This is a genomic window from Escherichia sp. 93.1518, from assembly GCF_013368915.2.
In the GTDB taxonomy this organism is placed as follows: Bacteria; Pseudomonadota; Gammaproteobacteria; order Enterobacterales; family Enterobacteriaceae; genus Escherichia; species Escherichia ruysiae.
On record NZ_JABWMT020000015.1, the window covers coordinates 1 to 13,589 of the forward strand.

General features: G+C 50.8%; 11 protein-coding genes and 1 riboswitch. Of the genes, 2 read left to right on the forward strand and 9 right to left on the reverse strand.

The genetic code is table 11. The features are described from left to right. Window positions 1-111: 111 nt before the first annotated feature. Together murI and btuB are read right to left on the reverse strand one after the other, a co-directional pair. The gene (murI, locus tag HEN21_RS12830; protein ID WP_176252617.1) at window positions 112-969 is read right to left on the reverse strand and encodes a glutamate racemase; all 858 of its coding nucleotides are present in this window, start codon (window positions 967-969) and stop codon (window positions 112-114) included. Next, complete coding sequence (btuB, locus tag HEN21_RS12835; RefSeq protein ID WP_176252616.1) at window positions 914-2,758, reverse strand: TonB-dependent vitamin B12 receptor BtuB; 1,845 nt, start codon at window positions 2,756-2,758, stop codon at window positions 914-916. The genes murI and btuB overlap by 56 nt, the downstream gene beginning before the upstream one ends. 65 nt (window positions 2,759-2,823) lie before the next feature. Further along, window positions 2,824-3,014: riboswitch (cobalamin riboswitch) on the reverse strand. Window positions 3,015-3,127: 113 nt separating this feature from the next. Here btuB and trmA point away from each other — a divergent pair. Beyond that, window positions 3,128-4,228 carry a tRNA (uridine(54)-C5)-methyltransferase TrmA gene (gene trmA / locus HEN21_RS12840; protein ID WP_176252615.1) on the forward strand — a complete coding sequence of 367 codons (1,101 nt, stop codon included), beginning with the start codon at window positions 3,128-3,130 and terminating at the stop codon, window positions 4,226-4,228. A 39-nt stretch (window positions 4,229-4,267) separates the two neighbouring features. Here trmA and HEN21_RS12845 read toward each other — a convergent pair whose 3' ends face one another. The 4 genes from HEN21_RS12845 to HEN21_RS12860 form a co-directional block, all read right to left on the reverse strand. After that, window positions 4,268-4,627 carry a YijD family membrane protein gene (locus tag HEN21_RS12845; RefSeq protein ID WP_000806411.1) on the reverse strand — a complete coding sequence of 120 codons (360 nt, stop codon included), beginning with the start codon at window positions 4,625-4,627 and terminating at the stop codon, window positions 4,268-4,270. Further along, on the reverse strand, window positions 4,627-5,277 hold the full coding sequence (fabR, locus tag HEN21_RS12850) for an HTH-type transcriptional repressor FabR (RefSeq protein ID WP_001309117.1): 651 nt from the start codon (window positions 5,275-5,277) through the stop codon (window positions 4,627-4,629). Before fabR ends, HEN21_RS12845 begins: the two co-directional genes overlap by 1 nt. A gap of 103 nt (window positions 5,278-5,380) precedes the next feature. Then, window positions 5,381-6,697, reverse strand: a complete 1,317-nt coding sequence (locus HEN21_RS12855; protein WP_000125447.1) for a citrate-proton symporter — start codon at window positions 6,695-6,697, stop codon at window positions 5,381-5,383. A 42-nt stretch (window positions 6,698-6,739) separates the two neighbouring features. Then, window positions 6,740-7,906 carry a M20 aminoacylase family protein gene (locus HEN21_RS12860; RefSeq protein WP_176252614.1) on the reverse strand — a complete coding sequence of 389 codons (1,167 nt, stop codon included), beginning with the start codon at window positions 7,904-7,906 and terminating at the stop codon, window positions 6,740-6,742. Window positions 7,907-8,235: 329 nt separating this feature from the next. On the opposite strand from HEN21_RS12860, the gene sthA reads away from it, so the two are divergent. Further along, a complete protein-coding gene (gene sthA / locus HEN21_RS12865; RefSeq protein ID WP_001120822.1) occupies window positions 8,236-9,636 on the forward strand; it encodes a Si-specific NAD(P)(+) transhydrogenase in 1,401 nt (466 codons plus the stop codon). Here sthA and oxyR read toward each other — a convergent pair. From oxyR to manD, 3 genes are all read right to left on the reverse strand, one after another. Beyond that, window positions 9,619-10,536: a DNA-binding transcriptional regulator OxyR gene (gene oxyR, locus HEN21_RS12870; RefSeq protein ID WP_001025945.1), complete on the reverse strand. Its 918-nt coding sequence runs from the start codon at window positions 10,534-10,536 to the stop codon at window positions 9,619-9,621. The two genes, sthA and oxyR, sit on opposite strands and share 18 nt — an antisense overlap. A gap of 252 nt (window positions 10,537-10,788) precedes the next feature. Beyond that, the gene (locus HEN21_RS12875; protein ID WP_000382176.1) at window positions 10,789-12,072 is read right to left on the reverse strand and encodes an MFS transporter; all 1,284 of its coding nucleotides are present in this window, start codon (window positions 12,070-12,072) and stop codon (window positions 10,789-10,791) included. A 66-nt stretch (window positions 12,073-12,138) separates the two neighbouring features. Continuing rightward, window positions 12,139-13,353 carry a D-mannonate dehydratase ManD gene (gene manD, locus HEN21_RS12880; protein WP_176242516.1) on the reverse strand — a complete coding sequence of 405 codons (1,215 nt, stop codon included), beginning with the start codon at window positions 13,351-13,353 and terminating at the stop codon, window positions 12,139-12,141. Between the last annotated feature and the right edge of the window lie 236 nt (window positions 13,354-13,589).

Here is a 13,589-nt window from a genome sequence, read left to right on the forward strand (position 1 = left end):
GCGGCTTGTCTGCCGTTGTTCCGTGTCAGTGGTGGCGCATTATAGGGAGTTATTCCGGCCTGACAAGAGGAAATTTAAAATAAATTTCCAACCGCGCAAGTTTCAACCAAATCAGTCTAAAACTGCCAATTTTTCGAGCGTTTTGAAGCCATAACGCTGTAAAACGGGCAATAATTGTTCTGCTTCTGGCGTCATTGCCATACAAAAGGCAACATTCGCATCGGCAGATTTTGCTTCCGGGGCTTCATATTCTAACAACCAGGCCGTTCGGCGCGCAATTGCTGCGCCAGAATCTACCAGCCGGGTTCCCTCTGGCAGCACCTGTAACAGTTCATCTTGTAATAGAGGGAAATGAGTACAACCCAGAACCACGGTATCTGGTGGCTCTTTCATTCTTAACCATGGGCGCAAGATACGCTTTAGCGCATCCAGAGAAATTTCTTCGCCATGCAGCTTCGCTTCAGCCAGTTCAACCATTTCTGCCGAGCCCAGCATCTCTATCTGGCATTCATTAGCGAAACGCGCAATCAGCTCATGGGTATAAGAACGTTTCACCGTACCGCGTGTTGCCAGCAATCCAACAATACCATTAGCGGTCAAACGCGCTGCGGGTTTAATCGCCGGCACGACGCCGACAACCGGGAAAGCGAACTTTTCGCGCAAAGCAGGAAGTGAAACGGTGCTGGCGGTGTTGCAGGCCACCACAGCCAGCGCAAGGGGATAACGCTCTTGCACCGCAGTGACAATTTCCACTACGCGCTCAACAATAAACTCTTCGCTTTTTTCGCCATATGGGAAAGCGACATTATCGAAAGCATAAATGTAATGGAGATCCGGTAAGAGACGCCGGATCTCGTCATAGACCGACAGCCCACCGACGCCGGAGTCAAACACCAGCACGGTGGGACGTGGTTCAGAAGGTGTAGCTGCCAGACAAGGTGTATTCCCGTCCTGCAGTTTGGTAGCCATAGACTGTCTCGTAATCTTTGTCGAACAAGTTGGCTATTTTACCACGAACAGTCAGATGAGAGGTGACCGGATACGCAACCGCAAGATCCCACAAGCTCACACCGCCCATTTTAACGGTTTGATAAGGATAAGATGAGTAATCCTTATCATAGCGAGTGCCTAAATACTGATAAGTAATACCCCAGTCGAAGTCATACAGTTGCCAGTCGAGCTGATATTTCACCTGCTGTTTAGCGCGACGTAGCAACGGCGTGTCGGTAATCGCGTTACGCGCATCGACATAATCATAACTCACCGTATGCGTCAGCGGTCCGGTATCAAAATTGGCGGTCGCCTCGACGCCCTTAATCCGCGCTTTCCCTTCGTTGTAGTATTTCAGGGTGTGATCATCATAATCGATCAAGTCACTAACATCGTTACGATATCCGGAAATACGCCAGTTCACTCCAGCAGTTAAGCCTTCAAACGCCCCTTCCCACTGTTTGCTTTTCTCAGGATTTAGATCCGGATTACCGTAGAAGCCGTAGAGTTGCCCAAGATTAGGTGCCTTGTACGACGTGCCATAAGAAGCGATAAAACGATAACCTTCGATGAATTCCCAACCGGCACTCGTTTGCCAGGTTCCATGACGACCAAACTGTGAGTTATCGTCGCTGCGTGCAGCACCTTCAAAGGTAAAATCGCCGACTTGTTGCAATCCGGTCAGATAGAGACCGGTGTTACGTTGATCATACCCATCCTCAACATAACCAGTACCTGGCGTCGTAGTCTGTTTCTGCCAGTCAACGCCCGCGCCAATATTACCGTGGCCAACGGTAACGTTATTTGCCCACTGGACGGTATATTGCTTCATTTCATCAAGCGTTGCGGACGAATCATAACGACCATAATGCGGATCGTAGTTGTAATCTTTGCTGTGGCTGTAACTGGTAATCAGTTGTGATTTAATCAGCTCGCCGTTATAGCGCAGCCCGGCATCCCAGCTTTGGCTATAGAGTTTGCGAGTATCGAGCAGCGGCGAGCCTGGAGAATAATACGCGTCATAATTAGTACGATTATCATAGCCATAGCCGCGCACAAAGCCGCTCCACACATCGGTAAAGTTATGCTCCAGCGTTCCATAAAGCGTTTTGCTTAAGAAACCATCGTTATCTGGCTGCGCTTGCGTTCCGGTATTGCCATAGGCGACGACATCATAACCATGGGTATAAGCGTAATCGCCCAACAAGGTTACCCGAGTCTTATCCCCCAACTGCTGTTGCGTAGAGACATCGTAGTTCTGATAACTATTGCTTCCCCATCCCGCTGAAATTTCCGTTCCGGGTTCATCGCGTGTCGTGATGATATTCACCACCCCGCCTATTGCATCGGAACCATAAACGGCGGATCTCGGCCCACGGATATATTCAACACGCTGGACAAGCGCAATAGGGAACTGGCTAAGGTCAGCAGAACCACTCACCCCTGCCAGATTCAGGCGTACACCATCAATTAACACCAACACATGACTGGCGTTAGTGCCGCGAATAAAAATAGATGAGAGCTGACCTGAACCGCCGTTTTGGGTGATATCCACGCCCGGGAGACGGCGCAGCACATCATTGACTGAGGTCGATTGCCAGCGGTCGATATCCTGACGCGTCACAACGGTAGTGGGAGCAAGCACAGTGCTGCGCGGCTGTTCAAAACGGTTAGCAGTAACGACTAGAGTATCCGGGCTGGTATCCTGTGCCCAAGCGGAAAAGGCTGTGACAGAACACGCCGTCAGCAGCGAAGCTTTTTTAATCATTGTAAAGCATCCACAATAGAAGAAGGATGCCGCAGGTTTCATCAATATTACGCGATGATGAGAACCAGATGCGACGTTAGCCGGCAGGTCTTCGGGCTTGGAGGGGTATCTGAAGATACAAAGAGATGATGACTTCCCACCGGATGGCAGTGTCCGCATTACGCAATCATCGCACCTTTCCTTACCGCTGCGCGTCAGCTCCAGATTCGCACTGGATTCCCTATTAACTCACAGGACCGGCGAGAGGATGCTACAGGTTGTAACAAGTTGCTGTCCAGACGTAGCTCACAAATAGGAATACATCAAGATCTGGACATCTGATGAGCAATCCCTACAATCGCCGCGTACATTTCATTTTCAGGATACATCATGACCCCCGAACACCTTCCAACAGAACAGTATGAAGCGCAGTTAGCCGAAAAAGTGGTACGTTTACAAAGTATGATGGCGCCGTTTTCTGACCTGGTTCCGGAAGTGTTTCGCTCGCCGGTCAGCCATTACCGGATGCGTGCGGAGTTCCGCATCTGGCACGATGGCGATGACCTGTACCACATCATTTTCGATCAACAAACCAAAAGCCGCATCCGCGTGGATAGCTTCCCCGCTGCCAGTGAACTCATCAACCAGTTGATGACGGCGATGATTGCGGGTGTGCGTAATAATCCCGTTCTGCGCCACAAGTTGTTCCAGATTGATTACCTCACTACGTTGAGTAATCAGGCGGTGGTTTCCCTGCTGTACCATAAAAAGCTGGATGATGAGTGGCGTCAGGAAGCGGAAGCCCTGCGCGATGCACTGCGAGCGCAGAATCTGAATGTGCATCTGATTGGTCGGGCAACGAAAACCAAAATCGAGCTGGATCAAGATTACATCGACGAACGTCTGCCGGTCGCAGGGAAAGAGATGATCTACCGTCAGGTGGAGAACAGTTTCACTCAGCCGAACGCGGCGATGAGCATTCAGATGCTGGAATGGGCGCTGGACGTAACCAAAGGCTCAAAAGGCGATTTACTGGAGCTGTACTGCGGCAACGGTAATTTTTCATTAGCTCTGGCGCGCAATTTTGATCGAGTATTAGCCACCGAAATCGCTAAGCCGTCGGTCGCTGCTGCGCAATACAACATTGCCGCTAACCATATTGATAACGTACAAATTATTCGTATGGCAGCGGAAGAATTTACCCAGGCAATGAATGGTGTGCGCGAATTTAACCGTTTACAGGGTATCGATTTAAAGAGTTATCAGTGCGAAACCATTTTTGTCGACCCGCCGCGCAGCGGTCTGGACAGTGAAACCGAGAAAATGGTGCAGGCGTATCCGCGTATTTTGTACATTTCCTGCAACCCGGAAACGTTATGTAAGAATCTGGAAACATTAAGTCAGACGCACAAGGTTGAACGTCTGGCTCTGTTTGATCAGTTCCCCTACACGCACCATATGGAGTGCGGCGTGTTACTGACGGCGAAGTAAAACCCATGCCGGATGCGCCAGCATCCGGCATCTTACCGATTACTCAGCAACTTCCTGCTTACGGTTACGCATCTTCGCGCCAATCCAGAACACCATAATGACCGACAACACAGCCGGGAAGAAGTTAGAACCGATATCCGGATATTCCGCACGAACCACGGTGCTGTACAGCAGAACGCCGAGAATAAAACAGGCGGCAGCCAGCCCCGGCAAGCCTACTGGCATAGTACGATTAAGATAACGTTGATGCAGGCAGTAAACTGTCAGCACCAGGGAAATAATCGGGAATACAGAAAATGGCACAATGGAGCTAAACAGCGCCGCAAAAGTACCATTGATCGATAAGCCTGCAACCAGCGCCAGCAGCAGCGTACCTCTATCTTGATTTGCTTGTTTCATTACTCGTCCTTCACATTTCCCGGAATAATTGCGGTTTTTTCTTGTTCACGGCGATACCAGTAATAAGCCCCTTTCGAAATCATTCGCAGTTGCAGTACCAGTCGCTCTTCTAATTGCCGACGTTGTTCGACGCCGACGTCCAACGCCTCAGCACCCGCACTGAAGACAATCGTCACCATTGCTTCGGCTTGCGCTTCAGTAAACGCACGAGGCATATGGTTTTCGAGTTCCAGATAGTCCGCAAGTTCCGCAATGAAGTGCTGAATTTCACGCGCAACAGCGGCACGAAACGCAGCGGAAGTGCCGGAGCGTTCCCGCAATAATAACCGGAAGGCGTTCGGATTATTACCGATGAACTCCATAAATGTGGAGACCGAGGTGCGGATCACACTCCCGCCTTTGGCAATACGCTGACGCGCCTGGCGCATGAGTTGGCGCAGCATTAAACCGCTCTCATCAACCATGGTCAGACCAAGTTCGTCTACGTCGCGGAAATGCCGGTAAAAAGAGGTGGGAGCAATGCCCGCTTCTCGCGCCACTTCACGCAAACTCAGGCTGGCGAAGCTGCGTTCAGCACTTAATTGGCTAAATGCGGCTTCCACCAGCGAACGGCGGGTTTTTTCTTTTTGTTGCGCTCTTACGCCCATCACAATGTCTGAATCCTTGCCAAAAGTACTGCTGGCACTATACCAGAGAATGAACATACTGGATTGCTCCAGTGTTGTGAATGAACGGTAAGGCAATAAAACATATTTACTGAAGCTCTTTGGCTGGTTCTTTCACAAACAACAACGCCAGCATCGACAGCAACGTGCCTCCGCCCAGATACCACGCCGGAGCCGTCAGGCTATCCAGTAACACGATAGATTGCGTGGCGAAATATTGTGCAAAACCACCGAAAATTGCCACACCAATGCTATAAACCAGCGCGAAGCCCAATGCCCGAATCCGTTTCGGCAATAGTTCGGAAATCAACAACATTACCGGCACACCACCAAGCGTGGTAAAGCTGACCATCACGAAAACCACCGTCAGCAACATGCCAGGGCTTGGGTAATTCACCAACAGCCAGAACGAAGGCCAGCTACAGAGAAGCACCATCACACGGGAGATTAAAATCAGCTTTTTACGCCCGACCGAATCACACAGCATCCCCACCAGCAGCGCACCCACAAACGTAATAACGCCCGCCAGTAACATCGCTGCATGAGAATAATGTTGAGGCATCGCCAGATACTTCGCCGCCCAGGTGCCGTAATAAAAGAGGGAGATATAGGTTGCGACCGTGCTACCAATAGCGAGTAAAACGCCGTTAACGATAGTCGCCTTATGTTGCAGGAGCAGAGAGAACGCGCTTTCGCTGGTAGCAGCTTTTTTATTGCGCACTGGCTCAGGTACGTCATTTTCCAGGTTCAGACGCAACCAGCAACCGATAGGTGCTAATAACACGCCAATAAAAAACGGCACTCGCCAGCCCCACTCCGCCATTACGGTCTCTGAACCTGTGGCAAACGGCAACCATGCACTCAAACCTAAAGCGACGATACCACCAAAGGTCGTTGCCAGCCCCTGAGTCGCCAGCGACCAGCTACTGTAAAAGCCGCGACGATTTGCCGGCGCAGACTCAACCAGCAAAGACATTGAGGCGCCGACTTCACCACCTGCCGCAACGCCCTGGATCAGACGCGCCAGCACCAGCGTTGCCGTTCCCCAATAGCCCGCCGTCGCATATGTCGGCGCGATGCCGATCATCAACGTACCGAGGCTCATCAGGGCAATAGTGAACACCATCGCCGGTTTACGCCCGAAACGATCGGCCCAGGCGCCAACGATAATCCCACCGAGCGGGCGCATAAAAAAGCTCACGCCAAAAGTCGCAAATGCCAGTAACAGCGCGACGTTATGATCGGCACTGGGAGGAAAGAAAAGTGTACTGATATAGACCACAAAAAAGTTGTAAACGCCAAAATCAAAAAATTCGAGCGCATTGCCAAACGCCGAAGCAAAAATCACCCGCTTACCGCTGGGCTTTTTCTTTACGCCCACCGATTCATTTACGATCGCCGTCATTCCATGTTCCTTGCCAGAATGTGTTGTTGTGTGTTGTTTTATTTATTGCAACCAGGCTTCCACCAGCGCGCCCCAGTAGCTACTTGCCGGCACCAGACTTGCATCGTTGAAGTCGTATCCGGGGTTATGCACCATGCAGGAACCTTCCCCGACATCACCATTACCGAACAACAGGAAAGCGCCTTTTGGCTGGGCCTCCAGCATGAAAGAGAAATCTTCACTGCCCATCAGCGGCTTGATGCCAAACTCAGCCCTGTCTTCACCAAACGTTTCACAGGCCACCTGGCAGGCAAAGCGCGCCATCGCCTCATCATTCACTAATACCGGAGTGCCGTTAACATGCGTCACATCAGCCGTAGCGCCAAAGCTGACGGCCTGGGCTTGCGCCAATGCAGGAATACGGGACAGAAGGAGTTGCCGGGTTTCACGGCTAAGAGAGCGGACGCTGATTTTCATCTCAGCACTATCCGGAATGACGTTAGCAGCCTCACCCGCAACAATGCTGCCGACGGTAATTACCGCCGCTTCCAGTGGATCGACATTGCGCGACACAATACTTTGTAATGCGGTGGTGATATGTGCCGCGACCAGCACCGGGTCGATGGCTTTGTGGGGGATCGCACCGTGTCCGCCACAACCACGAACCGTAATGTGGAACTGATCCATTGACGCCATCAGCGCCCCGGGCTGGAAGTAAAACTTGCCAACCGGCAGACCCGGCATGTTGTGCATACCGAAAATCACATCGCAGGGGAAACGGTCAAAAAGCCCCTCTTTAACCATAATCTCACCGCCGTTGATCATCTCTTCGGCTGGCTGGAAGATGAGACGTAACGTGCCGTTAAAACGGCGGGTTTCGGCAAAATAACGCGCGGCCCCCAGCAGTATGGTGGTATGCCCGTCATGCCCGCAGGCGTGCATTAAACCAGGTTGTTTGCTGGACCAGGGCTTGCCGCTATTTTCATAAATCGGTAACGCATCCATATCCGCCCGCAAACCAATACTTTTCTCTCCGTCGCCCACTTTTAAGGTGGCAACCACGCCGGTCGTCGCCAGCCCTTGCTCTACCTCATAGCCCCACTGTCGCAGCTTTTCTGCTACCAACGCGCTGGTTTGAAACTCCTGTAACCCCAGCTCCGGGTTTTCATAGATCCGATGGCGGATCTCGCGCAGTTCTTCCTCAAACCCCCGAATATAGTGTTCGATCATCTGCTATTCCCTTATTTATAGATAAACAGGCTAATTGACGGATTTTATTGATGGTATAAATACAAATGCGCCATCAATATAAAATATTTATATATTTGTTTTATAAGAAAATTTCACAAAGACAATAACAAAAAAGCACACTTCAGCAAGATAAAACTGCCAGTCACAAGAAAAAGCGATTAATAGTGAATTAATGAAATGAAAAAGGGGTAGACAACACAAAGGCCGCTCACGATATAGCCGGATAAATGACGGGGATCAATTGGCTTACTCGCGATAAAATGTTACCATTCTGTTGCTTTTATGTATAAGAACAGGTAAGCCCTACCATGCCACATTCCTACGATTACGATGCCATAGTAATAGGTTCCGGCCCCGGCGGCGAAGGCGCTGCAATGGGCCTGGTTAAGCAAGGCGCGCGCGTCGCAGTTATCGAGCGTTATCAAAATGTTGGCGGCGGTTGCACCCACTGGGGCACCATCCCGTCGAAAGCCCTCCGTCACGCCGTCAGCCGCATTATAGAATTTAATCAAAACCCACTTTACAGCGACCATTCGCGACTGCTCCGCTCTTCTTTTGCCGATATCCTTAACCATGCCGATAACGTGATTAATCAACAAACACGTATGCGTCAGGGATTTTACGAACGTAATCACTGCGAAATATTGCAGGGGAACGCCCGCTTTGTTGACGAACATACGCTGGCGCTGGATTGCCCGGACGGTACGGTCGAAACGCTGACCGCAGAAAAATTTGTTATTGCCTGCGGTTCTCGTCCATATCATCCAGCTGATGTTGATTTTACCCATCCACGCATTTACGACAGCGATTCGATTCTTAGCATGCATCACGAACCGCGCCACGTGCTTATTTACGGTGCTGGAGTGATCGGCTGTGAATACGCATCGATCTTCCGTGGAATGGATGTGAAAGTGGATCTGATCAACACCCGCGATCGTTTGTTGGCTTTTCTTGATCAAGAGATGTCAGATTCTCTCTCGTACCACTTCTGGAACAGCGGTGTGGTCATTCGTCACAACGAAGAGTACGAGAAGATTGAAGGTTGCGACGACGGCGTAATCATGCACCTGAAGTCAGGCAAGAAACTGAAAGCAGACTGTCTGCTCTATGCCAACGGTCGCACCGGTAATACCGATTCACTGGCGTTACAGAACATTGGGCTGGAAACTGACAGTCGCGGACAGCTTAAGGTCAACAGCATGTATCAGACCGCACAGCCGCACGTTTACGCAGTGGGCGACGTGATTGGTTATCCGAGCCTGGCTTCGGCGGCCTACGACCAGGGGCGCATCGCCGCGCAGGCGCTGGTAAAAGGTGAAGCCACCGCGCATCTGATTGAAGATATCCCTACCGGCATCTACACCATCCCGGAAATCAGCTCAGTCGGTAAAACCGAACAGCAGCTGACCGCGATGAAAGTGCCGTATGAAGTGGGTCGCGCCCAGTTCAAACATCTGGCGCGAGCGCAAATCGTTGGCATGAACGTGGGTACGCTAAAAATCTTGTTCCATCGGGAAACAAAAGAGATTCTGGGGATCCATTGCTTTGGCGAGCGCGCTGCCGAAATTATTCATATCGGTCAGGCGATTATGGAACAGAAAGGTGGCGGCAACACCATTGAGTACTTCGTTAACACCACCTTTAACTACCCGACGATGGCGGAAGCCTATCGGGTAGCGGCACTAAACGGCTTAAACCGCCTGTTTTAACGCTTTATCGAAATGGCCATCCATTTTTGCGCGGATGGCCTCTGCCAGCTGTTCATAACGACTACGCAGCGGTGAGCCAGGACGATAAACCAGACCAATAGTGCGACGCGGTTCAGGTTTAATGCACGGCAGATAGACAATGCCGTCGCGTTTACGCTCCGGCGGCACTGCCAGCGCAGGCAGCAAGGTGATGCCGCTACCTGCCGCCACCATATTACGCAGCGTTTCCAGGCTGGTCGCACGGAAATGTGTATCTTCATCCGCCCCCGCTTCAAAGCAGAAGCCCATCGCCTGATCGCGCAGACAGTGACCATCTTCCAGCATCAGCAGTTTTTCCCCTGCCAGATCGGCCATTGGTACACATTCGCGGTTGGCCCACGGATGATCTTCGTAGATTGCCAGCAGCATTGGCTCATCAAACAACGGCACTTCAATGAATGCTTCGCTCTCTTTTACCAGCGCGAGGATCACGCAGTCGAGTTTGCCACTGTCCAGCTGCGTCAGTAACTGGTGGGTCTGTGCTTCATGCAGATACATTTCCAGCTTCGGGAAAGTCTGGTGCAGCATCGGGATAATATGTGGTAGCAGGTAAGGCCCGACCGTAGGAATCAAACCAATGTGCAGCGGCCCGGACATGGTCTCGCCCTGTTGGCTTGCCATCTCTTTAAGGACTTTCACCTCGCGCAGCACGGTACGCGCCTGATCCACCAGCAGCATTCCCGCCTGGGTGAATAACACTTTACGGCTGGTCCGCTCCAGCAACATCACACCCAGCTCATCTTCCAGCTTACGAATTTGCCCGCTAAGCGTCGGCTGGCTAACGTGGCAGGAATCTGCCGCTCGCCGAAAATGGCGGTGTTCGGCCAGTGCCACCAGGTACTCAAGATCACGAATATTCATTATCCATCCTCCATCGCCACGATAGTTCATGGCGATAGGTAGCATAGCAACGAACGATTATCCCTATCAAGCATTCTGACTGATAATTGCTCACAGAAACGGAGCGGCACCTCTTTAACCCTTGAAGTCACTGCCCGTTTCGAGAGTTTCTCAACTCGAATAACTAAAGCCAACGTGAACTTTTGCGGATCTCCAGGATCCGCTTTTTTTTTATTTATTCCGACCCTCCAGCGGAGGGCCAGGCTGCCAGACTTACTCAATGCGATCTTTGACGATAAAGAAGTAACACAGTGCGCCAGTGAAGGTCACACAGGCTGCGATAACCAGCGCCAGATTAAATGAGTGCGTGGTATCCACCACCCAGCCGGTCACTATCGGGGCAAAGGAAGCAAAGACAAAACTACCAAAGTTTTGAATCCCGGCGATGGAAGCCACTTTTGTTTCTGACACCATCACCTGAACCAGTCCCCATGCAGATGTTCCCGCAAAATGCACACAGAACAGCGCCATTGAGATAAACGCCACCGCTTGCGCAGGCGAGGAAGATTGCACTACCAGCAACGTTCCTAATGCCGACATCATCAAACCGCAAACAATAGCCGTTTTACGCGTCTTCGCCAGGTCGTAGCCTTTTTTCGCCAGTCGATCGACAACAATACCGTTAACCCACATCCCGACCGCCGCCGCGAGGAAAGGAATCGCCGCCACCCAGCCCGTTTTCGCCAGACTGAAACCTTGCTCAGCCTGCAAATAGCCGGGTAACCACGCGATGTAGAGCCAACCGGTATAGTTAACGCCAGAGAAACCTAAAATCATCCCCCAGGTTGTCCGGTGCTTAAACAGCGCCAGCCACTCGCTAAATTGCAGCTGTGGACGCGGTTTAACCGGTGCGGAGAGATACGTCCGTTCTTCGTCGGTCAGGACAAACTGCGCCCGATTGCGATACCACGCGTACCAGCAGATCCCAACCAGAATCCCCGCTACGCCGATGATAACGAACATCGCCCGCCAGCCCCATGCCAGTTGCATCAATACAAGAGCAGGAGGCGCGATGGCCTGGCCGATAACGGTAGATGAGTTAAAAATCCCCAGCGCCGTGCCGCGTTCTTTTTGCGCATACCAGTCGGTAATAGATTTCACTCCCGCAGGCATAAACGGCGCTTCGCCAATACCCAATCCAATACGCATTAAAATAAAGTGGCTAAAAGAATTAACCATTCCTGTTAATGCCTGCATTAATGACCAGAATATTAAGCCTGCGCCCAAGACTATTCGTGGACCAAAGCGGTCTAGCAAAATACCGGAAGGAAGTTGTGAAAAACCATAAGACAGAGAAAATGCAGAAAGCAAAACGCCAAATTCTGTCGCCGATAATCCTAACTCGCCACGAATTGCTTCTCCTGCCACACTCAACGACGAACGGTCGAGAAAATTAACGATCCCCGCCATAAATAATAAAACCAACGTCACTGTCTGAATACGACGAATCCGTTGCGGTTTATTACCCGCAACACTGGTTGACACATCAACGTCCATTTTTAGCTCCTTGAGCGGAATTAATCGATTTGGTGATTATTCAGAAAATAATTAAGCGAACCGTTATTACCAGTTCCACAATGTGCCATCTTCCAGTCGTGCGACGGGGAGATACGCCGGGTCATACGGATATTTCGCCGCCAGTTTCTCATCGAAAGAAATACCCAGCCCAGGCGCGTCGCCCGGGTGCATATACCCCTCCTCGAAGCGCCAGCTATGCGGGAAGACTTCAAGCATTTGTTCGGAATAGCCCATGTACTCCTGAACGCCGAAGTTTGGCACCCAGAGGTCAAAATGCAGCGCCGCCGCATGGCAAATGGGCGATAAATCAGAAGGACCGTGCGAACCGGTACGTACCTGATAAAGCGATGCGAAATCAGCAATCCGCCGCATTCCGGTAATGCCGCCTGCATGGGTAATCGTCGTGCGAATATAGTCAATTAACTGCTCTTCGATTAACTGCTTGCAGTCCCAGATACTGTTAAACACTTCACCGACCGCAATCGGCGTCACGGTATGCTGGCGAATCAAACGGAAACATTCCTGATTCTCGGCAGGCGTTGGATCTTCCATCCAGAACAGGCGGTAATCCTCAATGCTCTTTCCAAAACGCGCCGCTTCGATGGGGGTAAGGCGATGGTGCATGTCATGCAACAGATGTTCGTTAAAACCGAACTTATTGCGCACCGCCTCGAATAACTTCGGCGTGAAATCGAGATATTTTTCCGTCGACCACAACTGCTCTTCCGGCCACTGACCTTTGGTTGCCGGTTCGTACGCCAGCCCTTTGCCCTTCGCCAGGCCATAGGTGGTTTGCATCCCAGGCACACCGCACTGCACACGAATCGCCTTAAAGCCCATCTGCTGATGCTTCGCATAGTCCTCAAGGACTTCATCAATCGTGCGTCCGGTGGTGTGGCAATAAACCATCACGCCCTCGCGAGAAGCGCCACCAAGCAGTTGATACAAAGGCATATTGGCTGCTTTAGCTTTGATATCCCACAACGCCACATCAATGGCAGAAATGGCCGACATCGTGACGGGGCCACGTCGCCAGTAAGCGCCTTTATAAAAGAATTGCCAGATATCTTCGATACGGCTGGCATCGCGGCCAATTAATTGTGGGCAAAGATGATCTTTCAGATAAGAAGCGACCGACAATTCGCGACCATTTAACGTGGCATCTCCCAGCCCACAAAGTCCGCTTTCAGTGGTTATTTTAAGCGTAACGAAATTACGCCCGGGGCAAGTAACAAAAACGTCCGCAGCAATAATTTTCATTATTGCAATCTCCTGTGTTGTAAATAGACGCTTCAAACTTAATTTTACGCCTACTACCATACAAGAAAGAAAGGGGGATTATTCAACCGTGATCACATTAAAAATAAAAATTTCCGCCGAGGAGCAAAAACACCCTCAAATTTGACCTACACTATTAATCATCATCGTTAAAACAACGTGTTAAATAATCACATAATAAACACCATGAATTTTAAAAATAAACACAACAATAGAAA